Source organism: Bariatricus sp. SGI.154 (assembly GCF_050313795.1).
Lineage (GTDB): Bacteria > Bacillota > Clostridia > Lachnospirales > Lachnospiraceae > CAMBRQ01.
Genome location: NZ_JBNPMC010000047.1, coordinates 1 through 26,799, shown reverse-complemented (window position 1 = coordinate 26,799; position 26,799 = coordinate 1). Strand labels below are relative to the sequence as shown.

The window sequence follows — 26,799 nt, the reverse complement described above, 5'->3', positions numbered from 1 at the left end:
ATGGCAACATATGGAGCTGACTGCTACTAATCGGTCGAGGGCATGACCAAGCAAGGTGATAGGTAAGTGGATGAAGAGTATTTCTTATATGCAGTTTTCAGGGTACATGGAAAAAGCCCTTGCAAAAGCATTTGTAAAGGGCTATAATTGAATAGTGGTATTCCTCGATAGCTCAATGGTAGAGCACACGGCTGTTAACCGTGGGGTTGTTGGTTCGAGCCCAACTCGGGGAGTTGGAAGAAGACCTGTAGACTTGATTGTTTACAGGTTTTATTTATATTGAATCATATAAAAAAGTATGTTATATTGGTCAGGCGATGGATATGTTTGAAAGGTGACTAAAATGATAGATATATACCTATGTGAAGATGAAGAGATACAACTATTGTATTTTAAGAAAATCCTGGAAGAATATCTGGAGGCGACGCACGTAGATGCAAGAATCGTATCAGCAAGGATGAATCCAGAACAGATTGTTGCTGATATACGAGAGCATGAGTCTAATCTGGCACTGTTTTTTATCGATATCCAGTTAAAGGGCTGTTCGATGGATGGCTTCGGTCTTGCAAGGAAACTGAAGAAAATGAATCGAGAGTACTATCTGGTTTATCTGACATCACATGAAGAACTGGCATACAAAGTATTCGAATATGAACTGGGAGTCCTGGATTATATAGTAAAAAGTCCCCGGCATTTCTTGTCCAATAATATAAGTGACGGTTTAAAAGCAAGACTTAATAATATATTTGGGAAGATTGAGAAGCAGACAAGACAGGAGAAAAAGGAGACACTTGTTATCGAGTGTGGCAGCCGCCTTGTCGAAGTGATTGTCGAAGATATTATATTGATACAGGCAATAAAAGGAAAGCATCAGATCGAGATCTATACGGCATACCAGACTATGAATGTCCGGCAATCGTTAAAGGATCTGTATGAGATGTTGAATGATGATTTCTTATATATTAATAAATCATGTATCGTCCAAAAAAGTATGATCAGAGAGGTTGATAAGAAAAACCGGATCGTAATGCTGAAAGGTGGGTATCAGATGGAGATATCTTACCGTATCATGAAGAGTATCAATAACATCTTATAGGAGCAAAAGATGGGGAGAGATTTATCCAGAGTTCAAAAAGTGGATATAATTATGGGACTATTGACGCTTATCTATTTCTTATTTCCATGGATGAGGTACGGAGAATCCCAATGTAATATCCTTCTGTATCTGATTCAATATATTAGAGCAGGCAATCCTGTGGAAATATATAGACAGGTGTTCTTTGCAGGGATAGAAAATGAGCCGTATATGTTGGATGTGACTGCACGATGGTTCGTGGGAGCATGTATGGTCGTTGTAGTTATGCAGGTGCTGGATTTGTTTTATCTATTTGATGCGATAAGAGGGAGAAGCCTAACAAGAATCCCGAAAGTTCTTACGTTAGTAATGATGCTAGCTATCCTATCGATGATCAGGGCGATATGGTTTTTGGGTAATGTTCACGATAAGGATTGGACGAGCGCGGTACCGAATATCATTTTTTTACGTTTGGCACTAGTCATAGTATTAGATGGAGTTTGGCTGATTTTGGGATTGGCTGCGAAGGAATTAGATGAAGTATCCCTACAGCTGAAGGAGGAAAAGAGAAAATCAGAGATTCGCCAGCAGGAGATATTGGAAAGTTATATTGGGAATTTGGAGCAAATGTTGGATGAGATGAGAGCATTCCAGCATGATTATAAGAATATATTATCAACTATGGCGGGATTCATTCGGGAGAACCAGATGGAGGAACTGCGAGACTTCTTTTATACGAATATTAAACTGCCAACGGGAGATAAAAATGAACAGAAGGAGGCGTGGAAGTATCTTAAGAATATCTATCCAATGGAGATAAAGGGATTCCTGTATGAGAAGTTATTATCGATCTTGACACGTAATCTTAGAATACAGGTGCATATTTCTGAGAATCTTAATGTAACTTATAGCGCTATGGAAGATCTGATCCGGATTGTGGGAATTTATATAGATAATGCGGTAGAAGAGGCTGAGAAACTAGAAGATGGGGAGGTTGATATTACCATCATCGAGACTTCTAAGGGCGTTTTGTTCTGTATAGAGAATAATTATGGTGTGAGACCGGACATTGTGAAGATGGTAGAAAAAGGATATTCTACGAAAGGTGAGGAAAGGGGATTCAACTTTTCAATGGGCTGAATGCAATCTTGCTGAATGCAATCCTTCCATTGGGGCTTATTTCTGTTTTTATCATCGTTATCTTGTCCTTCTATTACTTAAGATGCAGGGCTAAAAACTATGGGATTTTTTTGACACTGGGAATGCGGAAGAAGACGTTACAATATTTTATCGCACTGGAATTCGTGTCATTGCTCTTGATTACTTTGGTGCTTGGAGGGTGTCTGGGAACAGGGGCTTTATATCTGTTTTCTAAGAAATCAGAAGAACTTTTAGGGGTAAATATCGGTCTGTCGGAGGTTGGGGTTGTTGCGTATCTTAAATCCATAGGTACGATTTTATTAATTTATCTAATATCGTTCATGGCTGCCAGGGATATATTTGTTGATTTTAATATAGGGAAATCTACAGATCTTAAGGCTATTCGTGAAAAGATGCCGGTACGGTGGCGGAAAGGTCTGATGATGATTGGAATTCTGATCTGTATTTATACCATCAATGAGTATCAGCAGCTTCGGAATTTTGAGAGTGTCGTTTTGCTACTATTATTCTTCGCGGGAATTTTTATGGTTCTGCGTTATGGGATGGCAGAGTACCTGATAAAAGAAAGAAGAGGGAGGAACTATCTTAAGAAACTGCTGATACATAACCAGTTGTTTCATAGATCGAGAACAAGTGCCGGATATATCTATGCTCTGACAGTGATTGAGTTCTGCGTATTATTCTATTTTTCATTTCAGATGATATCTGCCGGAATAGCGGAAGATGAAGATGTGCTGTATCCTTATGATATTGTATGTATTGCAGACGATGGGGATGAAGATATTCTTAGTGGACTTCAAGAAAAATATGAGACGGAAATGGATACTTACCCGATGCTGAGGGTATCGAATTATGATTCCACAGAGCGCAGAGAAGGGATTTCGGAGCCCGATCCGCCTCAAGGACAGCATATCGGTATCTCGGAGAGTACTTACCATGCGCTAAAGAAGAAGTTGGATTCATCTTATCAGGCTGCATCGCTTGGACTAGATGCAGAAGGAGAGAATATCTATGTCGTTCATCAGCAGGACAAATCGGTGAAAGCACAGCCGCTAGACTATTATCAGGTATCTGCCAGAGAGCCGCTGATACACATAGGACAGCCTTGCGAATATGTGGATGCCATACATGCGAAGCGAAAGGATGTGGGATATTATTATAAGAATATTGTTGGAGAAGAGATTGGAAGTGTCACAGGTGTATTCCGTCAGGGATTACGGGAGAATCTAGTTGTCTTTTCTGATGCATATTTTGCACAGGCACAGGAAATATGGAAGATGACGAATATCTGGACAGGAGAGCCGATTCCGGAAGAGGAAAGGATACCAGATGTTACCATCCGCCAGGGACCGACAAAACTGGTGTTAATCAATGCTGATCAGGAAGAGATTGCGGATATTGTATCGGACTTAGCAGAATTCAGGGAACGGCATGTCTATGATGAGGCATATGATGCATCGGTATTGTGCTATTATACGAAGCAGGATGCCATTAAGGATCTGAGAACGGAACGGGTTATGAAGATTGCTATGAATCTGTTGGTGATGATCGCATTTTCCGTCATCTATATAGTGCTGGTGGGGATCAGGATGCTGACAGAGATGGAGAATAATCAGAGAAGAGCCAGATTCCTTGAGTGTATGGGGATGCGCAGGAAAGAAAGGATTGGGATTATCAGAAGAGAACTGCTTTGCTATTATTATGTTCTACCGATGGTATTGGCTATGATTTTCGCTTTGCTTTATACAGGGGCAGTTTTCTGCGCAAGACTCTATCAACCGGATGATATCCATAATTACATTAGGATTATGGCTCCTTTATGGGGAATATGTATCAGTGTCAGTGGAGTAGTTATCTGGTGCCTTGTAACGATATACGTGTATAAAGTGGAGGGAAAAGATGAGCGAAAATAATATGAATGAATATGTAATTAAGGTAGAAGGACTTTATAGAAATTATCCGAAATCTGGCACGGGAGAAGAAAAATCAGAGGATATTAAAGTATTAAAAGGGCTGGATTTTACCGTGGAAAAACAGGAATTTGTCGGGATTATGGGCAAATCCGGCTGTGGTAAGACGACGCTGTTAAAGGTTCTGGGACTTATTGACCAGCCGACCAAGGGAAAGGTATATTTTTGTGGGAAAGATACGGAACAGTTGTAGAGTGACGAATTGGCAGATATCCGCAGAAGGGAGATTGGTTTCGTATTCCAGGACTTCTACCTGATGGACAGTCTGTCTGTGAAGGAGAATATTATGCTGCCAATGGTATTGGATAAGAAGAACTCACAGGCGTGTATGGAAAAAGGAGAGGAATATGCTGCTCATTTTGGACTGAGCCATCTGCTGAATAAGTATCCTTATGAATTATCAGGAGGCGAAAAACAGAGAGTGGCGATCAGCAGGGCGCTAATTAATAATCCGGATCTGATTCTTGCGGATGAGCCTACAGGGAATTTGGATTCCAAGTCAGGCAAGATTGTAGTGGATGCACTGGAGGAAGTGAATGAGAGGATGGCAAAGACAATCGTTATGGTTACTCATGATCCACAGGTGGCAAGCAGCTGTAAGCGGATTATTTTCCTGAAGGATGGCGTGATACTGGAAGATCTCAGAAGAAAAGGCAGCAAGGAGGAGTTTTATACGGAGATATTGGCAAGAATGAAAGAATTATAATAATTGTGGACCTTTGATAAATGCTATATAATTGAAGTTAAGTAATTAGCAGGAATCGAAGGAGAAGCAGAAAGTGAGAAAGAATTTATCCAAAAGCCAAAAGTTTGATATTATCATGGGAGCGTTGATGCTAGTTGATTTTTTCCTGCCCTGGATCAATTGTGGAGAATATCGGTGTAGTGTTGCGGGATATCTGTTCGAATGCCTCAAAACAGGCAATTATGTAGATTCATATAGGAAGTTAATATTAGTGGAAATAGAAAATATCCTGCCAAAGTTGGAAAATGCCGCATTGTGGTTTGTGGCAGTATGCATTTTTATTGTGATGATACATATATTAGGTATGATTTATGCGTTTGTTGCTATGAAGGGAAGATGTTTTACAAGAATTCCAATGATGGGGGCAGTGGTAATGCTTGCATTCGTTATCATGACGTTTCACGATATATGGATGGAGGAATCAGATGCTTATTATGCGCTTTATACTGCTTATAGCATGAACCCGGTCAGTGTGATACCTTCTAATGTAGACGGATATCTAGTACTGATTATCATGTTTGAGGGCGTCTGGATGCTTGGAAGTAAGATCGCGGATATGTCGGATGAAACGGTGCGCCTGATGGAAGAAGAGAAGAGGAAATCTGAGATTCGCCAGCAGGAAATACTGGAAAGTTATATTGGCAATTTGGAGCAAATGGTGGATGAGATGAGAGCATTCCAGCATGATTATAAGAATATATTATCGACTATGGCGGGATTCATCCGGGAGAACCAGATGGAGGAATTGCGAGACTTCTTCTATACGAATATCAAACTGCCGGCGGGGGATAAAAATGAACAGAGAGAGGCATGGAAGTATCTGAAGAATATCTATCCAATGGAGTTAAAAGGATTCCTGTATGAGAAGTTATTATCGATCTTGACGCGTAATCTTAGAATACAGGTGCATATTTCTGAGAATCTTAATGTAACATATAGCGCTATGGAAGACCTGATCCGGATTGTAGGAATCTATATAGATAATGCGGTAGAAGAGGCTGAGCAGTTGGAAGACGGAGAGGTTGATATTACAATTGTTGAGACTTCGAAGGGAGTTCTGTTCTGTGTGGAGAATAATTTTGCTGTCAGACCGGATATTGCGAAGATGGTGCAAAAGGGATATTCTACGAAAGGGGAAGGAAGAGGATTCGGGCTGTATTGGGCGGAGAAGATATTGGAAAGGCATGCAGATATGATGCATGAACTGCATATTACGGAGGAGAAGATACTTCAGCAGATTGAAATCATCAAATAAGAGACGGTTATTCATTTTTTTGTGGTTAAATAATCAAGAAACAATCAAGAACATTGAAAAATAGGACGGATTCTAGTATACTTATAAAAAATAGATCGTGTTCGGTCGCTAATAGAAGGAGAGATAGGAAATGGAATGGAAGAATTTTGACCAGTTGGAGTCATATGGAAAACTGGAAAGCCTTGAGCCAGTAGATATTAAAACAGCCATGGCAGGAGAAAATGGCGCAAAACGTGTGGAAGAATACAGAGTGCCTATGTCAAACGGAATGGTATATAGTTTTGCAGCAAAGAATGTGGATGACAAAGTGTTAGAAGTATTGCAGGAACTTGCTGATGAGGCTGCTCTTACAGAGAAGTATGCAGAATTATATAATGGCGCTGTAATTAATACCGGTGAGAAGAGACTGGTTCTCCACCAGCTGACCCGTGGACAATTGGGCGAGGATGTCATTGCCGATGGAGTAAATAAAAGAGAGTTCTATGTCAGCCAGCAGTCAAGAGCAGCAGAGTTCGCTAATAAGGTACATGCAGGCGAGGTTGTGAATGAGGCAGGCGAGAAGTTTACAACAGCAGTGCAGATCGGTATCGGCGGAAGCGATCTCGGTCCTCGTGCATTATACCTAAGTCTTGAAAACTGGGCGAAGGTGAACAATACCCTTAAGATGGAGGCTAAGTTTATCAGCAACGTTGATCCGGATGACGCTTTGGCAGTTCTTTCGTCGATTGATATAGCGCACACGATCTTTGTATTGGTGTCAAAATCAGGAACAACATTGGAGACTTTGACGAATGAGTCATTTGTTAAAAATGCGATCAAGAATGCGGGGCTGGACCCATCTAAGCATATGGTTGCGGTTACAAGCGAGACTTCACCGCTTGCAGGCAATCCGGATTACCTGGATTCATTCTATATGGATGATTATATCGGCGGAAGATATTCTTCCACATCAGCAGTTGGAGGAGTAATTCTTTCTCTTGCTTTTGGACCGGATGTATATGCCCGTATTCTGAAGGGAGCGGCAGATGAAGATGCGCTGGCAAAGAATACGGATATCAGACAGAATTCTGCAATGCTGGATGCATTGATTGGTGTATATGAGCGTAATTTCCTTGGATACGAGTCAACGGCAGTGCTTCCATATTCCCAGGGATTAAGCAGATTCCCGGCACATTTACAGCAGCTTGATATGGAATCCAATGGTAAGAGTGTGAACCGTTTTGGAGAGGAAGTTTCCTATGCGACAGGACCAGTTATTTTTGGAGAACCTGGTACGAATGGACAGCATTCTTTCTATCAGTTGTTACATCAAGGCACCACGATCGTTCCGTTGCAGTTTGTTGGATTCAAGAATAATCAGATGGGCAATGATATCCCGATTCAGGATACAACAAGCCAGCAGAAACTTAGCGCGAATGTGGCTGCACAGATTATGGCATTTGCTTGTGGCAAAGACGATGAGAATCCGAATAAATATTTCGCGGGCGGCAGACCATCCAGTATCATTGTTGGAGAGCAGCTTGCACCGGAATCACTGGGCGCGCTTCTTGCGCATTTTGAGAACAAGGTTATGTTTCAGGGATTTGTATGGAATCTGAACAGTTTTGATCAGGAAGGGGTACAGTTAGGAAAGGTTCTTGCTAAGAAGGTTCTTGCTAAGGATACTGATGGTGCGCTTACCGCTTACAGTGAGTTGCTGGGAATTTTCTAAAGGAATATGCAGAGAAGATATTGAAAAAGTATGGGGCAGGTTCTTATGGATAAGGCACCTGCCCTTTTGAATGGATTTAGAAGAAGACCGTTCTTTTCATTTTCTATTCTTTGATAGGATAACTGTTTGCAATAGGGATCTATGCCTCGTATCCGTTCGGGTTCTGAGACTGCCAGTTCCAGGTATCTGCACACATTTCATCCAGTCCGCGCTCAGCCCTCCAGCCAAGGACTTTCAGCGCCTTTGATGGATCTGCATAGCACATAGCAATATCACCTGCTCTTCTAGGCTTGATCTCGTATGGAAGATCCTTTCCACATGCTTTGCTGAATGCTTTTACCATATCAAGTACGGAGTATCCAACACCAGTACCAAGATTGATAACATCAAGTCCAGGATTAGTCAGGATGTAGTCGATTGCTTTTACATGACCAATAGCCAGGTCAACTACATGGATGTAATCACGTACGCCTGTACCGTCCGGTGTATCATAGTCATCGCCGAATACGCCTAATTTTTCCAGTTTGCCGACAGCAACCTGAGAGATGTATGGCATCAGATTGTTCGGAATGCCTTTTGGGTCTTCGCCGATACGTCCGCTCTTATGGGCTCCAACTGGGTTAAAGTAACGGAGTAAGATAACGTTCCATTCCGGATCAGATTTCTGTAAGTCGGTCATGATCTGTTCCATCATGGACTTGGTCCATCCGTAAGGATTGGTACACTGTCCTTTCGGGCAGTCTTCTGTGATTGGCATTACTTCAGGGCTTCCGTATACCGTAGCGGAAGAACTGAATACGATACTCTTCACATTAGCATCACGCATTGCATTCATCAGGGTTAATGTTCCTGTGATATTATTCTGATAATATTCCAGAGGCTTGCGAACAGATTCGCCGACTGCCTTTAATGCTGCACAGTGAATTACTGCGTCAATCGATTCTTTTCGGAATAATTCTGCCAGGGCAGCAGCATCGCATACGTCTCCTTCGTAGAAAGCAACCTTTTTCCCGGTCAGTTCTTCTACTCTGTTCAGAGATTCTCTAGAAGAGTTAGAAAGGTTATCAAAGACCGTTACCTCATATCCTTGATTCAGAAGTTCAAGCGCTGTATGGCTGCCGATATATCCGGCACCGCCTGTAATTAAGATGTTTGCCATTGTGGTTCCTCCTTGTATTTATTGCCTTATTAGGGTAATTAAGATATTCTTTGATTATTATGATATTGAAAAATTGCGATAATAGCAATAAGTATAGTGGATAAAAATATAAGAATATTGAGAAAATGCAAAAAAGCAATAAAAAAGAAAAAAAGTGTTGCAAATTAGTGACGGTTGTGGTATTATAAATATCGGTCACCACGGACAACGTGTTGACATAGATGTGGCTCCGTGGTCAAGCGGTTAAGACATCGCCCTTTCACGGCGGTAACACGGGTTCGATTCCCGTCGGAGTCATTTATGCCGATGTGGCTCAATTGGCAGAGCAGCTGATTTGTAATCAGCAGGTTATCGGTTCGAGTCCGATCATCGGCTTAGTCCTATAAGGGACTTTATGATTTTGGACCTTTAGCTCAGTTGGTTAGAGCAATCGGCTCATAACCGATCGGTCCTGGGTTCGAGTCCCCGAAGGTCCATTATCTGGCCCAGTGGCTCAGTTGGTTAGAGCGCCGCCCTGTCACGGCGGAGGTCGAGAGTTCGAGTCTCTTCTGGGTCGCTCGTATCAATAGATACGACGATATAATTTTATATTTGGGATCATAGCTCAGCTGGGAGAGCACCTGCCTTACAAGCAGGGGGTCATAGGTTCGAGCCCTATTGGTCCCATATGCCGCAGTGGCGGAACTGGCAGACGCACAGGACTTAAAATCCTGCGGGACTTATACTCCCGTACCGGTTCGATTCCGGTCTGCGGCATTAGTTAAAAATGGGAGAAACGTTGAATTTACAGCGTTTCTCTTATTTTTTGTTTTAAAATGTTTGAACACCTTTGAACACTTTATGATGAAATACCAAGATTCTGAAAAGCAAGCCTGTCATTCTTCCTCTTATTGACATTCCGCAAGTAATGCAATGTTGTAGCTGTCTCACTATGTCCCATTAAATAACTAAGGGTTGTAAGATTATTTCCGTCAAAAGCTGTTGAAGCATTGTAAAAGCGGATTTTATGACTGGAATGATAAGGAACACCGGCTTCTTTGCAATATTTCTTCAAACGGCGATTAAAGCTGTCTGTTGTCATAATCTCGCCGTTGGGTTCAAAGACATATATTCCATTTGGATTTAATTCCTTTGCTTTGTGAAGAATTTTAAGTGCTTCGTCTGTAAGGAACTGTTTACGGAATCCATGAGAAGTATTTCCTTTCATTTGATTTACTACTTTTACTTTTCGGCTTGAGAATGTTAAATCATCATTCAATGTACGTTCACAGGTCGCCTGTCTGTGAAGATATACAAGCCTGTTATTGTAGTCAATATCTTCCCAACGGATAGCTTTTGTTTCTCCAACACGGATAAACAGATAGAAAGATAACTGTATTGCAAGAGAATATGGCTCTATGATACACCGAAGATAATTTAATAACTTATGCGTATCATCACGGGAAAATACATTGTCACTTTGTACTTCTACTGGCTTATAGGTAAACTGTTTGAAATTCACATCAGAGACAGGATTATGTGATATAATTTCTTCTTCGATCGCATAACTCATTATTCCATTCAAAACAGAACGGGCATTACTGACTCGCTTGTGCGTGAACTGTCGGTCTTTTGTAGCTTCTCTGAAAAAGCGGATAAGCGTGATTGGTTTGATTTCGCCTATCTTCATTTTAACAAGTTCTGTATCTTTGAAAAATCTATTCCATTCAGATACATATTCTTGAATTGTTTTTGCTTTTACGGAAGTATAATCTCTTTTATACAAAAGCCATTCAGCATATAATTCTTCTAGTGTGACATTCTGACGGTTTTCAGCTTTCTGCTTTTCGATATAAAATCTGATGATTTCTTTTTCAAGGTTCTCTTTACTCTTCCTCTTAACAGGACGGCGTTTGTTAGGTTTGGTTTCATCGGGTAAATAAGTACGCCAGCTTTTTTCTGATTCCGAGTAATAAATTTCATATTTGTGATTCTTCAAGATTTTTTTATTTGCCATAATTTTAAAATCTTTGAAGACTTCATCTGTGGTCATGTTAGCACAGGTGGCTAACGTATTCAATAATGTTATATCTGAAAACGTAACGGGATTATCCATAAGATTCCCCCTTTACGCAAGGATTTTCTTTTTTAATTTTGATGTAGATAATACTGCTGTCCTTTAAGCATGAACCAGTAGATAAGAAAGCGTTGGTATCGTAAATTTGCCTTGTGTATTCTTTCTGAAAGACGATATTTTCTTTTTGTAAGTCATGTAAAATGTCTTCGGTCAGCATGACTTTTGTTTCGTGTGGAACTTTCAGATTTTGAGATTTAAAAAAGGCTTTTTTCTTATGTTCTTTCAAATCAAGGTCTTTTCCAAAATACTTGCTAAGATAACGACCTCTGTTTTCTTTGCTGTCTACATCAATGCGATTGATTTTAATAAATCCATGTGACCATAAATTCTGTAATTTTTCTTTTGCTATATACGGAAAATCAAAGAAAATAACATGATAATGGATTGCTCCACGCTTCTGTTTCTCCCACGTTGCAAGGTATTTTAATAACTGGGTTTTGGTATGGTACAAATAATAATTTAATCGCTGGATAAAATACTTAAATTCTCGGTTAGTTATCAGGATTTCCTGAATGTTTTCTTTAAATGTCAGCGTTACAAATTTTGTTTTGTTATCAAAGTTGCAGTCAACAATACGGGCAATATCCCAACGAGCCTGTTCGTAATGCTTCTGCTTGCGTTTTAAACTGTCATATTGCTTATGAGCTGACATTTCATCAAAGTTTTTTCGTTTATTTGTGTCTGTTAAATCAGCCTTTTCTTTTGAGTGAATAAAAATAGGGTTTTCGTAAATATATACTTCTTTTGTAGTAGGAGTTTCAATGATTTTCGTATTGTATGCAAAACACTCTTTTGTTTTGCTCACGAATCTCACCTCATATCCCAATTTTTGTAATGAATGTTCCGATTATTTTCGGAAGATGTTGTTTTATATATCAAGTATAGAGGTCAGCCAGTTCAGCACCTATGACGTTGTCCGGTACTGACTGGCTGACATAGTAGGGAAATTATTTCATTCCCACTTTTCTGATATTGGAAGCTTCTGCTTTGACAGAAAGACGTCCATTATAGAGACTAGCCCAAGTATGTAATCCATCAAATGAGACTGGAATCTGCCCTTTTTGTTCAAGTTCTTCGTTGGTAACAATCGCTGTGTTAGCTTTAATGCCTACTTTGACTTTTTCAAACTTTAATTTTGGAAGAAGAACTGTATAGTAGAATCCTAATTTTTCTTTTGTAGAAAAGTCTACCCAGTCAGAAACTTCTACTAACTGAAATTCCTCTTGCAGTTTGTCTGGATTTAAAATAAAGTCATTTCCTCTAATCATCGTTTCACCTCCTTATAGATATCTGATTATCAGATATTAAGATAATCTTATGATAAAACAAGCATTGCAGAATGTCAATAGAAAATATCTGAATATCCGATAAAAAGATTGACAGAGAAAATTTGATGAAATATAATGTGCTTATAAAGGAGGTTCGCTATGAATAAAATAAAAGAATTGCGGAAAGAAAAGAATATAACCGTTGCGGAACTTGCAAAAGAATTAGGCATTTCACAAAGTATGCTTACGAACTATGAAAATGGAAACGGAACGCCGAGAGATGAATCTATATGGGAAAAATTATCACAGATATTCGGCGTGAGTAAAAGCCACGTTATGGGATTAACTACGGATATTGAAACAGCAAATAAGACAAAACAGTTGAAAGTGGTTGTGGATACATCTCAGCCGATCTCAATACAACCGAAGAATCAGACAGACCTTGATGTATTGATAAAACTGGATTTGATAGACAGTGAAGACATGGAAGAAGTGTCAGAATTTCTTGATAAACTGTTGACACAGGAGAAATATGAGGGACGGAGAGAATCAAACGTTAAATATGTCGTTGAGTAGAAAATGCTTCTCAGCCGACCACTTGCCCAGTCGACCCGCCGCCCTGTTAGGAACCGTCGCACTGGGCATCCTTGCGGAACGTTAGTTAATGGAAAAACACGAACAAGGGAATACTGCAATAAGAGGTATGCCAAGAAAATGTAAAAATCTTGCATACCTTTTTTTGTTGAACATTTTGTGAAATGGAATTATACTGTGTATAATGTGAAACAGACAAATCGTTAAGGAAAAAATCGAAATTGATGCAAACGAAAGGGCAGTTAATGAAAAGTCTCCATACTGCTTTTTCGTTTGCACCACCTTCGATTCTTTCCTTAACGAGTTGTAAAGGAGTGATAAAATGAGATTAAGAGCAATAAATATATTTTCTGCATTTTTAGGAGATTTGGAAAAAACAAAAGAAAGAACAGTTTTGATACGAAAAGAATCTGATTTTTTATATCTTGAATATTACAATGTTGTTAGATATTGTGATAATGATTTTATAAAACAATTAAATGTTGAATGCGATGAAAATGCAAAAGAAATTGCAGTAAGTCTTAAAGCTTCAGATGGTTATTCAGTAATAACAATGCCTTTTAACTTTTCTTTATATCAAACTTTATCAACTGAAGAAAAAAATGTTTTTTGGGTAGAAGAAATTACGAAAGTATTTAATTTTGTATTACCTTTAATGAAGTGTAAATCAGATAAAAAAGTAATTGATTTTATAGATTATTTAAACGAAAAATATAACAATAGATAATTCCAGTTTGTATGCGACAAACGTTTGAACACTTTTTGAACACCGCAACCGTGATGAAGTCTTCAAAGCCCCTTTCTATCAATATTTGAGATTAAGTAAAACGGTTCGATTCCGGTCTGCGGCATTGTAAGACCCTTGATTTTTCAAGGGTTTTTTTTTTCGTGTTGCATTTTGTGTTGCATAGGTTTTCAAAATGTGAGTTCGTCAGACTTGACATTTCTCTTGATTTTTCTTCCATTGCATATCTATATACCGCTTTCAGAACACCGTCATTTCCCCAGCCTCCCCGCTGCATTATATATGCGTCCGGAACTCCTACGGCATGCTGGATGCTTGCCGAGTAATGCCTAAGATCATGAAAGCGAAAGTGGGGCAGACCGGCTTTTTTGAGGATATATTTGAATTTATCGGTAATTTGGTTTGGGTTTAACTTTACAATACGGTCTTTCTTTCCTTTGAACTTTTCTGCTATGAACTCGGGAAAATCTATATATTGGTTTCTAGCATAAGATTTCGGTTCCTTTTCAATCCAAGTGTTGTCAGTGGTTCGTACCATATTCCTATGTACATGGACCAGGGTACCTTGACAACCCGTGGATATTTCGGATAGTCTTGGGTGATAAATGTATCGCTTCAAGGTTTATGGCTTTTTGCACGTCCTCCTGTGTTTTCGTTTAAAGGTTCCATCTTTCTGCGGTATCTCCTCTGTGTGGGAATATACCTGGCAGCGCCAGGATCCGAAAGGTAGTTTCTTTGCGGTTGCCATTATATCAGCCTCCTTTTGGGTAAAAAAATACACCTGTAACATACAGGTGTCAAAGGATTGTGATATACTTGTATGAGGTAAACTATATTGTCCATTTGGCGCTGTATAGTTCTTGTAAGACCGTCTCTGTTGGCGCAGGGGCGGTTCTTGACATTTTAGGTATATTTGGTATAATGTACTTAACAAGGGAGCCGGAAGGTGAGTGCGAGTCACCCGACCCGGCGAAAGTTAATAGTAGCTATAAGAGTATAGCCGTTCCTAAACTTTGACGAGAGCAGGACGGCTATTTCTTATGTGTATAATTCAGAATGGCAATGATCAGTAAAGCAACGCTTACGATTAAGCTTAATTCCTCATATGTACTCATAATAATCACCACCCTCCGTTAGGTTTCGGATTGGGTGAGAACACGTCCCCCGGCTCCCTGGGTAAATATACTATTGTCAAGGTGCGCCCGGCACCGGGGTACCGGGTTTGTCTGGAGCAGAGATAGGGAAGGGCTGTTTTATAATTAGTAACCAATAGCAGCGACCCCATATTCAGCCTGTTCTGCTGTAAAACCTTCATAGACCAACTGATCAATCAACCCTTGCCGAGAAAACGAAGTGAAATCTATATAATCTTGCGCTTTCTTCGCTGCCTGCTCATTCCAATCGGCGCCACAGTTATCGGCGGCATATGTGGCGGCGTCATTTGAATATCCTTCATATTCTAATTGTTCAATTAATCCAGTGTAGGAAAAAGCTGTGTAAGCCAAATAGTCTTTTGCTCTGCTAAGTGCATTTTTTTGTTCCAATGTAGCAGAAGCGACAGCTTGCTGTTTCGCGGCTTCTGCAGCAGCGGCTTCTGCGGCAGCTTTTTCTGCTGCTTCATCAGCTGCTTTCTTTTCGGCAACTATCTCATCTGCTTTATCAATGAGTGCATCGATTTCTTCATCTGGTATAAGAAGATTCATAGCAAATATTAAGTGGAAAATATTCTACGAAAAATAATGGATGTATATAAAAAATTCTATGTCGTTTGTGGTTATTCTGATTATGGAATATTTTCTATGCTGAGTCAATATAAAATAGAATATTTTCAATTTTATTTTACGGGTTGCATTGGAGCGATGGTTGATAGTTACAAGCAGCCTTAAACTACTTTCTTAAGGTGGATAGTCATTGGAGCGGCCGCTCCCATCCAATAAGAGAAAGCGACTACTTTGTATTCGATACGCTGATATTTACGAGCGAGATCAGAGGAAGTAATCATTCGGTAAAATCTTATGGTTATCAACTCCTTTCGGAGGACGATTTGCAACCTGCATAACCAATTATACCAAAAAGTGAAAGGAGGCAACTATATTAGAATCTGCAAGGCTTTAAGCCTTGCAGATTCTAAGTTGAAACCAAAGCCTGATACAGAATATCAATAAATTCACCGTTGGTAGGCTTCTGGGTCAGATTATACCCTGACAGTTTGATAAGGAGATCCCTGTTTCCTCTATACCAGCAGGCTGATACAACAGTTCGAAGGCAGTGATCCACACTGTCACGGCTGACATTAAAATGTTCTGCTACGTCAGTGTACAGATATTTATACACCGACAACAGATAATTCTCATCCTGCAGGCATAGCATTAAGGCATAACAGAGATAGTGAAAGCCCTGATAAGTAGAGCGTATGCCAAGGCTGAATATGAGTCGTTTGATTTTTTCCATATATATTCCTCCTCTTTCGTAAGTAGTGCGAGAAATATTTTACGTGATAAGAGGAGGCAGTGGTAAAAAATGGAATGGAATAGATGAAATCCATGCTGAATAGATAAAAAACTACAAAAAACGACATAACAGAGACGGAATGGATGGTGAAAAAATTCAGTTTAAATAAGGAAAACAGAGTGTGAAAGCCAGAATCCTTTTTTCTTGTCTGTTGTAGTAAGCCGCTTGCATTGTTCCATTCATGTGTTCAGTAAGATGCTTGCTGATCGTAAGGCCAAGTCCGGTTCCGCCGTGGCTTCTGGATTGTTCCTGAATATAGAAACGGTCGAATAGCCTGTCCGGATCATCGATCTCCATCTCAGGAGCAATATCATTCTCGAATATCAGTTGAATCTTGCCAGAGTCGGAAGATTCTATGATCCGGACGTCTAATTCGCTTTTCGCATAACGTATGCCATTCTGTATCATATTGGAGAAGATCCGTTCCAGAGCCTGGGTCTCTCCGTAAATTGTAGTAGGAACATTCGGAAGATCCATTTGGAATTGCAGATCTTCTTTTTCAATCAATTCGTAGTGGTCGAGACAGGTTTCTCTTAGAAGTCTTCCAATATCCACGGGAGTCAGTTCCAGGTGGAAATCTTCGGACGTTACCTGAGTCAGTTCATAGAAGCGAGAGACGAGATCCTGGAGTGTGTAAGATTTCCTGATGGCAATATCCAGGTATTCCTGATCTTCCGCAGACAATCTTCCTGTATCAATCATTTTCAAATAGCCAAGAATTGCAGTAAGGGGCGTTCTTAAGTCATGGCTGATGTTTTCAACCTGTTCTTTTAACTGCAGTTCCTTTTTCTGAAAGGCAAGGCGCTCTGTCCGGGTAGCATCCAAATTCTGGTTGATTGCTTTCAGAAGACCTTCCAGGCGTCGGTCTGGAAATGGAAGTTTTAGAATTCTATTTTCGATTGGGGCGCATGAGATACTTCGAAGTTCTTCTTCCGTTCTGGATATGGATCTACGGATGAGAAAGAGGCGGTATGCCAGATAAAATGCTATTAGAGATATCAAAATGAGTAATAAGTGTATCATGGCTATTTCGCCCCTTTCTAAAACATATTCAAGTTAAAATTCTTGCTTTCGATACTTCCAGACTCCAAATGTGAGGAATACGATGATTCCAATGAATCCTGCAACGATGCAGCGCGTAAGTCCTTCTGAGGTATCCCAGAGACACTGGTAATTGTTCATGGTCACCATGACACCCGTTTTAAGGAATATGTAAGGCATCCACTCAGAGATTCTCTCAAAGATGTCTACCTTCAATCCAACGAAGAAACAGATCATAGGTATCAGGTAGTAGATCATTACCCACCAGATGACAGCGATCATCTCTTTCAGACAGAGCAGCCGCAGGACGATCATCAATACCATGAAAGCAGTTGCACATGGCAAAACTGCGCCGATGCCGGTTAGTAATTCTCTCAGAGGAAGAGATTCCGGATTGACCAGAAGCAGATAAGCACTTCCAATATAGATGACAAGGGTAATTATCATCGTAATCAGCGCGGCAGCCAGACTGATTATGCATTTGCTAAGAAGGATTGCAGGCCTGGAGATGCCGTAGGATACAGCATTCTTAAGTACACCGTTTTTGAGATCTTCGGTACATACGCATGCGGCAACGACTGCGCCTAATATGATCAGGGTAGATGGGACTGCGGTAAGCGTATTTAGGGAGAAGCGGAACGTTCCGTAAGGAAAGTCCGTAATTGCATTACGGCTGATGCACAGGATGATATTCATGAGCAGAGTTCCTCCTGACAGAATTGCTGTCATGATATATATGTTTTTGCTGTGAAGCACTTGATACCATTCGCTTTTTATATAATTTAACATGTCTTTGCACCTCCGTTCTTCAGGTTCATATAGTAATCTTCCAGAGACTGACGATATCTGGTCAGTTTCATGATCTGAAGTCCTGCATCGCTGGCAAGACGGCTGTAAGTATCGATCGTCTCATCTGCATTCAGAATGTGAATCCTCCTGTCAGGGAGTATCTGATAATCTCCGTGGTGAAGTTTCTGTTCTAACAGTACCGCGTATTGCTCCGGGTCTGAGACAAGAATCTCTATATAGTCGCTGCATTTCTTGCGTAACTGCTCTGCGGTAATCTGCTGCAGAAGGTAACCATTCTTCAAGAATCCGTAGACGGTTGCAATCTGCTCCAGTTCTGAGAGGATATGACTGGAAATCAGAATGGTAATATTCTTCTCTTCATTCAGTTTCAGAAGGAGATTACGCATTTCAAGGATTCCGCTGGGATCAAGACCGTTGATTGGTTCATCCAGAAGCAGGAATTCCGGTACTCCAAGAAGTGCGATTGCCAGTCCCAGGCGCTGCTTCATGCCAAGGGAGAGCCCCTTGCAGCGTTTCTTCCTGATATGGAGAAGTCCGGTGATTTTCAGGGCTTCTTCTACAGAATCCTTGCCGGGAACGCCTTTCTGTATCCGGTAATATTCCATGTTCTGTTCGATCGTAAGTTGAGGATAGAAGCCGGGATTTTCTATCAGGACTCCCATCCTTGATCTTGCCTGCATCAGTTTCTGTGGCATATGCTGCCCGAAAAGTGTCAAGTCGCCACTGGTTGGATGGATCTGTCCGGACAGAAGCTTTAAGAAGGTACTCTTTCCAGCACCGTTATCGCCCACCAGTCCATAGATCTCTCCGCGTTTTATAGAGATATTCGCCTGATTCAGCGCACAGGTGTCATGGTAGTATTTTGTAAGGTTTTTGGTTTCTGCTACATACTCGTTCATGATGTCTGATTCCTTTCTGCTGTTATGATCGGTAATGCATTCCCTGTTAATCTGTAAGTTCTGTGGGGATGTCTTGATTACGTATGTTAGTATACCTGCCGTCTTATAAATAAGTCTTCAAGAAAGTTTAAAGAAATCATAAAGATTGCCGCAGTATTTTATGCCATTTTAAATCCGATTCCCCAGACGGTCTTGATGTATTCCTGATCAGAATCTGCAGCAGCCAGTTTCTTTCTTATGTTGCTGACATGGACGTTCACGGTATTGTCTTCCCCATAATATCCTCCGTTCCATACCTGCTCGTACAATGCCTCTCTGGAGAATACCTTCTCCGGGGATTGAATCAGGATATGTAGAATATCGTATTCATGGCGGGTGAGAGTGATCTCCTGCCTGTTCACTGTTACTTTCCGAAGGTCGGGAAACAGACAGAGATTCTTATAGGAGAAGCAGTTATCTTCTGGATGATTCGCTAAATTCCCATTGCTACCCGGGAGATCCTGCCGATTCCTGTTCTGGCTGGTACGGCGAAGTGCTGCCAGGACACGCGCCAGAAGTTCTTCCGGTTCAAATGGCTTGGTGATATAGTCATCGGCACCCTCAGTAAGTAACTGGACTTTATCCTGCAGCGATGCTTTGGCAGAGAGAATCAGGACTGGAATGTTCAGTTTCTTTTCCTCTCTTAATGCATGAAGTAATGCTTCGCCGTTCATTCCGGGGAGCATCAAGTCGAGAATCATCAGGTCAAATTGCTCCATATCTAATCTCAGGCTGGCTTCGGTGCCGGAGAAGGACTGTACGGCATGATAATTTTGCTTAATCAGAATCTTGTAGATCAGGTTGTTGATATCTGTGTCATCTTCCACAATCAGAATCTTAGGTGAGTATGTCATGAGTTGCCTCCTTGAAGTTTGCTAATAGTAATAGTACACGGTTTGCCGGGGGATTACAACTATAATGTTGGGAGGAAAATAGAATGGCATCGTACTTTTCATTGTTAAAAGTACGATGCCATTATGGATACACTTATCTTAAAATGAATGATAGGCAGACATGCCAGCCTTTTGAGAAGAAGTAGTGTTACAGGCAGTCTTTCATAACTTCATAAGTGCCCTTTGTTTCGATTCTTTCCAGAACTCCTGCCACCATATCTGAGAATCCAGGTAAGGCAGACAGATCTTCGCCCCAGAAGTCGGTATTCTGGCATACAGCATAAGCCAGATCACGGGCAGAATCGTCTTTATGTGCCAGATAGAACTCAAGGACGCTTCTGTCATCGGAGATGGTATAACTGTCTCCGTTTGGACGAACTGCCTTAAGCCCGGCATCTGTCAGTTCATTTCCACGGTAAAATGCGATGTACAGGGCGAAAGAAGTAGTCAGGCAAGTTGGAAGCATTCCTGTATTCTTGATATAATCTTTTACCGTAGGCAGCACTCTTGCTTTCCACTTGGAGGTGGAGTTCAGAGAGATGGATAAAAGTGCATGGTCGATGAAAGGATTCTTGAAACGCTCCGTTACAGAGAATGCAAAACTTTCCAGTTCATCCTTAGGAAGTGTAAGCGTAGGGATAATCTCTTCATAGATAGCCTTATTCATGAATCTGCAGATTACTTCATCTGCCATACAATTGCGGACAATATCCTGTCCTGCTAAGTAAGCGCCTAATACCATAGAAGTGTGCGCGCCGTTCAGGATGCGGACTTTTCTTTGTTTGTACGGCTTGTGGTTATCGGTGATGATGACAGGAAGCCCCGCTTTTGCAAATGGCAGTTCTTTGTTCAGCCATTCTGGTCCTTCAATTACCCAGAAGCCAAAGACCTCGCCGGTATTGAGTACCTTGTCCTCATACCCGTTCGCTTCATTAATGGCATCAGCCTCAGTTCTTGGATAGCCGGTTACAATACGGTCAACCAATGTAGAGCAGAAGACATTCTCTGCCTCAACCCATTGGATGAATTCTTCGCTTAAGTTCCATTGTCTTGCGTGGCGGATGACACAGTCTTTGAGAACTTTTCCGTTATCATCGATCAGTTCGCAGGCAAGAATGATGAATCCTTTTCCTTTTTCGTTGCCGAATCTTTCAAAACGGCGATATAAGAACTGGGTCAGTTTTCCAGGGTAACTGGACGCCGGTGCGTCAGTAAACTGGCATGCAGGATCGTAGACGATGCCTGCTTCTGTAGTATTGCTGGTGATATAACGAAGTTCCGGATTATCGGCACATTTCATCAGTTCTTCATAATCGCTGTAAGCATTGATACAGCGGCTTACGCAGGAGATTACTCTTTTGGCGTTCACCTCCTGGCCATTCTCGAATCCACGAAGATATAAGGTATACAAGCCCTCCTGCTCGTTGAGGAATTCCGGCACGCTTGTAGGGGTATGTTTCGGAAGTGGCTGTACTACGGTGACCTTTCCATTGAAATCAGCCTTTTCATTCAGGTTATCGAAGAAATAATCTACAAAAGCACGAAGGAAATTCCCTTCCCCAAACTGCAGCACTTTCTCCGGGGCATCCTTCAGGAGATAGCCGTCATAATTCTGTTCTTTTAAAACTTCATAAGATAATCTTTTCATATATATATTCCTTTCTTTATAAGGTTACACCTTGTTTGAAAATAGCCATATCGTGGAATCCTGCTTCTTCGGATTTTACACTCTGACCGGAGGCTACGCTGATGACATAATCGAATAGTTCATCTCCTAATTCTGTAAGTGCTTTCCCATCTGTAAGAGAGCCGCAGTTGAAGTCAATCCAGTTCTTCTTATGCGCATAGAGAGGCGTATTGCTGGCAATCTTGACTGTTGGAACAGGAGAAGCGAATGGTGTGCCTCGTCCCGTTGTAAAAAGTACAATATGTGCGCCAGAGGCTGCAAGAGCAGTAGAGGCTACAAGGTCGTTGCCCGGTGCGCTTAATAGATTCAATCCCTTCTGAGTTACCCGCTCGCCATAGGCAAGAACTCCCTTAATCGGCGCAGATCCAGACTTCTGGGTACATCCCATGGACTTATCTTCCAGGGTAGAGATGCCTCCCTTTTTATTGCCTGGAGAAGGGTTCTCATAGATGGTCTGGTTATGGCTGGTGAAGTAATTCTTGAAGTCATTGATCAATGAGACCGTCTGATCGAACAGTGCTTCATTGTCACAACGGTTCATCAGCAAAGTCTCAGCGCCGAACATCTCCGGTACCTCAGTGAGGATGGTTGTACCGCCTTTGGAGATTAAAAGATCAGAAAAACGTCCAACGGTAGGATTGGCAGTAATGCCGGAGAGTCCGTCGGAGCCGCCACATTTCATGCCGATGACCAGTTCACTGCAATTTACTGGCTCTCGGTGAAACTGACCTGCATATGCGGCAAGTTCTTCGATGAATCTCAGACTGTCTTCAATCTCATCTTCAGATTCCTGCGATACCAGGAATTTTACGCGGTTTTCATCATAAGGTCCGATATATTTTTTCAGTTCGTCAATGTTACTGTTTTCACAGCCTAAACCTAATACCAGCACGCCGCCAGCGTTAGGATGATTAATCAGGTCAGCAAGAATCTGGCGGGTATGCTCCTGATCGTCTCCCATCTGAGAACATCCGTAAGGATGGGGGAATGCCGCAATTGCGTCAATACTGCCGGTCTTATAGATCTGAGCCCTGCGTTCAATAGCAGTAGCTACGTTATTCACACATCCTACGGTAGGGATGATCCAGATCTCATTTCTTACGCCGACGCTTCCGTCCGTTCTGCGGTAACCTTGAAAATAACGTTCTTCGGTTGGGGGAAGCGGCGTGATCTGCGGGGTATATGTATAAGTAAGTAAGTCTCCGAGACCTGTCTTCATATTATGAGTATGAATCCAGGTGCCGGGTTTTATGTCTTGTGTGGCAAGTCCAATAGGAGAACCGTATTTTATCACCGGCTCATTTGCTGCCAGAGGACAGAGGGCGAATTTGTGACCCTGGGGAATGTCTTCTAATAAAGTAATATTAATTCCGTCAACTGTAAGGACATCTCCATGGAACAAGGGCTTTAAAGCAACTGCTACCTTATCATCTGGATGAATTTTAAGAAATGTCTGCATGTTACATAATATCCTTTCTCAATCATGAAGATTAAAAATGTAAGGGCTTACATTTAAAATACGACAAAAAGATGTGTTCGTCAATATGAAAAAATGAAAAAGTGTTAAAACCATAACGATTTGTAAAAAATCAACAAAAACGCCAATAAAAAAATGTGAAAAATGCGAATGGTGCTTCGGATTGTATTTTTAGAAATACATGTTATAATGAATATAAGTGTAAGGGCTTACACTTCGAGAGAAAGAGGAGAGGAAGTGTGAATTATGAATATCTATGATATTGCAAAATTAGCTGGTGTATCGATCGCAACCGTATCCAGAGTCGTGAATGATAGTCCGAAAGTCAGTGATAAGACGAAGGAAAAAGTTCGGAAGGTCATGGAAGATAATCATTATACGCCGAATGTATTTGCCAGAGGATTGGGACTGAATTCCATGAAGACTGTTGGACTGGTATGTCCGGATGTGGCTGACAACTATATGGCAAAAGCGGTGGCCTATCTGGAGAAGAATCTGAGAGGTTATGGTTATGACTGCATTCTGTATTGTAGTGGATATGATGAGGAAGATAAACGCCAGGCTGTGGAACTGATTCTTAAGAAACGCATCGATGCTTTGGTATTGGTTGGATCTAATTATGCAGGCGGCAGTGAAGAAGAGGCTTCTTATATAAAAGAAGTTGCATCGGAGATTCCGGTATTTATGATCAACGGATATATAGATGGTGAGAATATTTACTGCACGCTGGCAGATGATTACCAGGCGGTATATGATGCAACAGAAGAGTTGATCTTTGCTGGAAAGAAGAGAATTCTATTCTTGAGTAACTCGGATTCCTTTAGTGCGATGCAGAAACTAAAAGGCTATGAAGATGCGCTTAAGGCTCATAAGATGCCGATTCGGGAAGAGTTGAAATTTTACACGGAGAATTCGATTCACCGTACCAGGGATAATCTTCTGCTGCGTAGGAATCTGGAGTTCGACAGTGTGATCGCAACAGAGGATGGATTGGCAATTGGTGCTCTCAAGTATGCGAAGGCGAGAGGAATCTCCGTTCCGGGCGAGATTAATGTCGTAGGATATAATAATTCAGAACTTTCTATCAGTTGTGAGCCTGAACTCACTACGGTGGATGCCAGAGGTGAGATATTATGTAAGACGGCAATTGATTCCATGATGGCATTGCTTGGCGGAGAGGAGATTGAACAGAAACATATGGTGAAATGTCATCTGGTAAAACGCCACACAACTGATTTCTGATCACGAAGGGAAATATTATCCAGTGAAAGGAAATTAAAAAAATGAAAGGTTTGAAAAGAATATGTGCTTTGCTCCTTTGTGTGGGGCTGCTTGCAGGCTGTATGACCGGTCTTGCCGGATGTGCGTCTATTAAAAGTGAGAAGAGGATTATCCGTATCTCTCACGCTCAGTCTGAGACGCATCCGGAACATCTGGGATTGTTAAAATTCAAAGCATACATTGAGGAGAATCTGGGAGACAAGTATGAAGTCCAGATCTATCCGAATGAACTTCTTGGTGGTGCTCAGAAAGCAATTGAATTGACGCAGACGGGAGCATCGGAGAGGTATACACAGCAATCCAGCAGGGTGTCATCGATGGAGCGGAAAATAACGAATTAGCTCTTACGAACAATAAGCATGGAGAGGTTGCAAAGTATTATTCTTATAATATGCATCAGATGGTTCCTGATATGCTTATCGGCAATCTGAAATTCCTGGAGGGATTAAGCGATGAGGAATATCAGATCTTCATGGAAGCAGCACTCATCTCTACGGAAGAAGAGATGAAATACTGGGATGAGCAGGTGGAAGAAGCAAAGGAAATCGCCCAGAACGATATGGGTGTAGAATTTATAGAAGTGGATGTGGAGGCATTCAAAGATAAGGTATCCGGTGTACAGCAGGAGATGCTGGATGAGAATCCGAATATCCAGGAACTGTATGACCATATTCAGGAAATAAATGAAAAATACGCACAGGAGGAAGAGTAAGATGAAAGCATTGCATAATATTCGCAAAGGGATAGACCTTGTCTTAAGTTCCGCGTGTGCGGTGATTTTTGCAGCGATGGTTGTAATCGGAACTTATCAGATTGTAACACGTTTTATTTTCAGAAGTCCGAGTACGGTATCGGAAGAACTGCTGACTTATAGTTTTACCTGGATGGCTCTGCTTGCAAGCGCTTATGTATTTGGAAAAAGAGATCATATGCGCATGGGATTTGCGGCTGATAAATTAAGCGCGGGTGGACAGAAGATTCTGAATATCTTGAGCGAGGTTCTGATTATGGTACTGGCAGGAAGCGTAATGATCTACGGTGGAGTTACCATTATGGACCTGACCATGACACAGTCTACGGCTTCTCTTGGAATACCGATGGAAGTGATCTATACGATTATACCGCTCTCAGGTGCCCTGATTGTGATCTATTCTATCTTGAATATTATAGATCTGATTACGGGTGTTGAAAGAGAACAAAGAGAAGTAAAAGAGTAGTGCATGGGAAGGAGTGAGATATTATGAATACTGCATTAGTATGTGGATTGATTATTTTGATTGTACTGGCTATCCTGTTGATTGCAGGTGTGCCGATTGCTGTGGCACTCGGAATCTCTTCCGTGTGTGCGATTCTGCCGGTTATGGATACGGGGATTGCGGTATTGACGGGAGCGCAGAGAATCTTCTCCGGAATCTCGGTATTTAGCCTTCTGGCGATTCCGTTCTTCATTCTGGCAGGTAATATTATGAACAAAGGTGGGATTGCGGTCCGCCTGATCAACCTTGCAAAAGTAGTTACGGGACGTACTCCTGGCGCATTGGCACAGACGAACGTATTGGCAAATATGCTCTTTGGTGCAATCTCAGGTTCTGGTACGGCGGCGGCGTCTGCGATGGGATCTATTATTGGACCGATTGAGAAAGATGAAGGATATGATCCGAATTTCTCAGCAGCAGCTAACATTGCTACGGCACCTACCGGGCTTTTGATTCCTCCAAGCAACGTTATGATTACGTTTTCCCTGGTCAGCGGCGGAACTTCTGTGGCAGCATTATTTATGGCCGGATATATCCCGGGAATCCTCTGGGGACTGGCTTGTATGATCGTAATCTTCATTATTGCAAAGAAACGTGGATATAGAAGCACGACAAAGTTCACAGGAAAAGAGAAATGGAATATCTTTATTCAGGCATTGCCATGTCTGCTGCTGATTATCATTGTAATCGGTGGTATCATCGGCGGTATCTTTACTGCGACGGAGGGTTCCGTAGTTGCGGTTGTTTATAGCCTTCTATTGTCTTTGTTCGTATATAAGTCTATTAAGATAAAAGATATACCGCAGATCCTGAAAGACAGTGCGGAGATGACGGGTATTATTATATTCTTGATCGGCGTATCCAGTATCATATCCTGGGTAATGGCATTTACGAATATTCCGGCATTGGTATCTTCCGGACTTTTGTCTATCAGTGACAGTAAGATTGTGATTCTGCTTATGATTAACGTTATCCTGCTGATCGTTGGTACTTTTATGGATATGACACCGGCGTGCCTGATCTTTACACCAATCTTCCTTCCGGTATGTCAGACGCTGGGAATGAATACGGTACATTTTGGTATTATGATGATCTTCAACTTATGT

The 26,799-nt window shown here is 41.4% G+C and carries 23 protein-coding genes, 7 tRNA genes and 2 pseudogenes; 19 read left to right on the top strand and 13 right to left on the bottom strand.

Translation table 11 applies throughout. From position 1 onward, the window contains the following. The first annotated feature begins 161 nt into the window (after positions 1-161). From ACQRBN_RS15745 to ACQRBN_RS15715, 7 genes and pseudogenes are all read left to right on the top strand, one after another. A tRNA-Asn gene (locus ACQRBN_RS15745) sits at positions 162-233 on the top strand. 110 nt (positions 234-343) lie between these two features. Then, positions 344-1,096: a LytR/AlgR family response regulator transcription factor gene (locus ACQRBN_RS15740; RefSeq protein WP_427739990.1), complete on the top strand. Its 753-nt coding sequence runs from the start codon at positions 344-346 to the stop codon at positions 1,094-1,096. 159 nt (positions 1,097-1,255) lie between these two features. Continuing rightward, positions 1,256-2,215 carry a sensor histidine kinase gene (locus ACQRBN_RS15735; protein ID WP_427739989.1) on the top strand — a complete coding sequence of 320 codons (960 nt, stop codon included), beginning with the start codon at positions 1,256-1,258 and terminating at the stop codon, positions 2,213-2,215. Between the two features lie 8 nt (positions 2,216-2,223). Further along, entirely contained in the window at positions 2,224-4,149 is a 1,926-nt protein-coding gene (locus ACQRBN_RS15730) for an ABC transporter permease (RefSeq protein ID WP_427739988.1), read from the top strand. Beyond that, a pseudogene (locus tag ACQRBN_RS15725) lies at positions 4,136-4,912 on the top strand (ABC transporter ATP-binding protein). The gene ACQRBN_RS15730 and the pseudogene ACQRBN_RS15725 overlap by 14 nt, the downstream one beginning before the upstream one ends. A gap of 73 nt (positions 4,913-4,985) precedes the next feature. Further along, complete coding sequence (locus ACQRBN_RS15720) at positions 4,986-6,206, top strand: sensor histidine kinase (RefSeq protein WP_427739987.1); 1,221 nt, start codon at positions 4,986-4,988, stop codon at positions 6,204-6,206. A 130-nt stretch (positions 6,207-6,336) separates the two neighbouring features. Further along, on the top strand, positions 6,337-7,917 hold the full coding sequence (locus ACQRBN_RS15715; protein WP_427739986.1) for a glucose-6-phosphate isomerase: 1,581 nt from the start codon (positions 6,337-6,339) through the stop codon (positions 7,915-7,917). 139 nt (positions 7,918-8,056) lie between these two features. On the opposite strand, the gene galE is transcribed toward ACQRBN_RS15715, so the two are convergent. Further along, positions 8,057-9,076: a UDP-glucose 4-epimerase GalE gene (galE, locus tag ACQRBN_RS15710; RefSeq protein WP_427739985.1), complete on the bottom strand. Its 1,020-nt coding sequence runs from the start codon at positions 9,074-9,076 to the stop codon at positions 8,057-8,059. Positions 9,077-9,301: 225 nt separating this feature from the next. Between galE and ACQRBN_RS15705 the strand changes: the two genes are divergently transcribed. From ACQRBN_RS15705 to ACQRBN_RS15680, 6 genes are all read left to right on the top strand, one after another. Next, positions 9,302-9,373, top strand: a tRNA-Glu gene (locus tag ACQRBN_RS15705). Between the two features lie 5 nt (positions 9,374-9,378). Then, positions 9,379-9,451: transfer RNA gene (locus ACQRBN_RS15700), tRNA-Thr, on the top strand. A gap of 27 nt (positions 9,452-9,478) precedes the next feature. Continuing rightward, positions 9,479-9,552 (top strand) — tRNA-Ile (locus ACQRBN_RS15695). Between the two features lie 6 nt (positions 9,553-9,558). Beyond that, a tRNA-Asp gene (locus ACQRBN_RS15690) sits at positions 9,559-9,632 on the top strand. Positions 9,633-9,669: 37 nt separating this feature from the next. Continuing rightward, positions 9,670-9,742 (top strand) — tRNA-Val (locus tag ACQRBN_RS15685). A 3-nt stretch (positions 9,743-9,745) separates the two neighbouring features. After that, positions 9,746-9,832, top strand: a tRNA-Leu gene (locus ACQRBN_RS15680). A gap of 82 nt (positions 9,833-9,914) precedes the next feature. Here the strand turns inward: ACQRBN_RS15680 and ACQRBN_RS15675 are convergent. The 3 genes from ACQRBN_RS15675 to ACQRBN_RS15665 all read right to left on the bottom strand — a co-directional run bounded on the left by ACQRBN_RS15675 (position 9,915) and on the right by ACQRBN_RS15665 (position 12,460). Further along, positions 9,915-11,171 carry a tyrosine-type recombinase/integrase gene (locus ACQRBN_RS15675; RefSeq protein WP_004845968.1) on the bottom strand — a complete coding sequence of 419 codons (1,257 nt, stop codon included), beginning with the start codon at positions 11,169-11,171 and terminating at the stop codon, positions 9,915-9,917. Then, entirely contained in the window at positions 11,164-11,997 is an 834-nt protein-coding gene (locus ACQRBN_RS15670; protein ID WP_427739984.1) for a rolling circle replication-associated protein, read from the bottom strand. Before ACQRBN_RS15670 ends, ACQRBN_RS15675 begins: the two co-directional genes overlap by 8 nt. A 142-nt stretch (positions 11,998-12,139) precedes the next feature. Beyond that, a complete protein-coding gene (locus tag ACQRBN_RS15665) occupies positions 12,140-12,460 on the bottom strand; it encodes a hypothetical protein (protein ID WP_005330993.1) in 321 nt (106 codons plus the stop codon). Positions 12,461-12,619: 159 nt separating this feature from the next. On the opposite strand from ACQRBN_RS15665, the gene ACQRBN_RS15660 reads away from it, so the two are divergent. Then, positions 12,620-13,036: a helix-turn-helix domain-containing protein gene (locus tag ACQRBN_RS15660; protein WP_427739983.1), complete on the top strand. Its 417-nt coding sequence runs from the start codon at positions 12,620-12,622 to the stop codon at positions 13,034-13,036. Between the two features lie 340 nt (positions 13,037-13,376). Then, a complete protein-coding gene (locus tag ACQRBN_RS15655; RefSeq protein WP_427739982.1) occupies positions 13,377-13,781 on the top strand; it encodes a hypothetical protein in 405 nt (134 codons plus the stop codon). A gap of 91 nt (positions 13,782-13,872) precedes the next feature. Here the strand turns inward: ACQRBN_RS15655 and ACQRBN_RS15650 are convergent, their stop codons facing one another. The 9 genes from ACQRBN_RS15650 to ACQRBN_RS15610 form a co-directional block, all read right to left on the bottom strand. Next, the gene (locus ACQRBN_RS15650; protein ID WP_427739981.1) at positions 13,873-14,337 is read right to left on the bottom strand and encodes a tyrosine-type recombinase/integrase; all 465 of its coding nucleotides are present in this window, start codon (positions 14,335-14,337) and stop codon (positions 13,873-13,875) included. A 721-nt stretch (positions 14,338-15,058) separates the two neighbouring features. Next, positions 15,059-15,502, bottom strand: coding sequence for an Ltp family lipoprotein (locus ACQRBN_RS15645; protein WP_427739980.1), 444 nt, complete (start codon positions 15,500-15,502; stop codon positions 15,059-15,061). A 424-nt stretch (positions 15,503-15,926) separates the two neighbouring features. After that, positions 15,927-16,250 (bottom strand): sporulation initiation factor Spo0A C-terminal domain-containing protein, encoded by a 324-nt coding sequence (locus ACQRBN_RS15640; RefSeq protein WP_427739979.1) that lies wholly within the window; start codon positions 16,248-16,250, stop codon positions 15,927-15,929. Positions 16,251-16,406: 156 nt separating this feature from the next. Beyond that, entirely contained in the window at positions 16,407-17,333 is a 927-nt protein-coding gene (locus ACQRBN_RS15635; RefSeq protein ID WP_427739978.1) for a sensor histidine kinase, read from the bottom strand. Between the two features lie 33 nt (positions 17,334-17,366). Then, entirely contained in the window at positions 17,367-18,140 is a 774-nt protein-coding gene (locus tag ACQRBN_RS15630; protein WP_427739977.1) for a hypothetical protein, read from the bottom strand. Further along, complete coding sequence (locus tag ACQRBN_RS15625) at positions 18,134-19,060, bottom strand: ABC transporter ATP-binding protein (RefSeq protein WP_427739976.1); 927 nt, start codon at positions 19,058-19,060, stop codon at positions 18,134-18,136. Before ACQRBN_RS15625 ends, ACQRBN_RS15630 begins: the two co-directional genes overlap by 7 nt. Positions 19,061-19,218: 158 nt before the next feature. After that, positions 19,219-19,953 carry a response regulator transcription factor gene (locus tag ACQRBN_RS15620; RefSeq protein WP_427739975.1) on the bottom strand — a complete coding sequence of 245 codons (735 nt, stop codon included), beginning with the start codon at positions 19,951-19,953 and terminating at the stop codon, positions 19,219-19,221. Positions 19,954-20,140: 187 nt separating this feature from the next. Next, positions 20,141-21,640: a tagaturonate reductase gene (locus ACQRBN_RS15615; RefSeq protein ID WP_427739974.1), complete on the bottom strand. Its 1,500-nt coding sequence runs from the start codon at positions 21,638-21,640 to the stop codon at positions 20,141-20,143. A gap of 16 nt (positions 21,641-21,656) precedes the next feature. Then, positions 21,657-23,138, bottom strand: coding sequence for a UxaA family hydrolase (locus ACQRBN_RS15610; protein ID WP_427739973.1), 1,482 nt, complete (start codon positions 23,136-23,138; stop codon positions 21,657-21,659). 264 nt (positions 23,139-23,402) lie between these two features. On the opposite strand from ACQRBN_RS15610, the gene ACQRBN_RS15605 reads away from it, so the two are divergent. From ACQRBN_RS15605 to ACQRBN_RS15590, 4 genes and pseudogenes are all read left to right on the top strand, one after another. Then, positions 23,403-24,398: a LacI family DNA-binding transcriptional regulator gene (locus ACQRBN_RS15605; RefSeq protein ID WP_427739972.1), complete on the top strand. Its 996-nt coding sequence runs from the start codon at positions 23,403-23,405 to the stop codon at positions 24,396-24,398. Positions 24,399-24,439: 41 nt separating this feature from the next. After that, positions 24,440-25,149 (top strand): annotated as a pseudogene (gene dctP, locus ACQRBN_RS15600) (TRAP transporter substrate-binding protein DctP). Between the two features lies 1 nt (position 25,150). Next, a complete protein-coding gene (locus ACQRBN_RS15595; protein WP_427739971.1) occupies positions 25,151-25,654 on the top strand; it encodes a TRAP transporter small permease in 504 nt (167 codons plus the stop codon). Positions 25,655-25,677: 23 nt separating this feature from the next. After that, positions 25,678-26,799 (top strand): TRAP transporter large permease (locus ACQRBN_RS15590; RefSeq protein WP_427739970.1); only part of this gene is annotated, 1,122 nt, incomplete at its 3' end.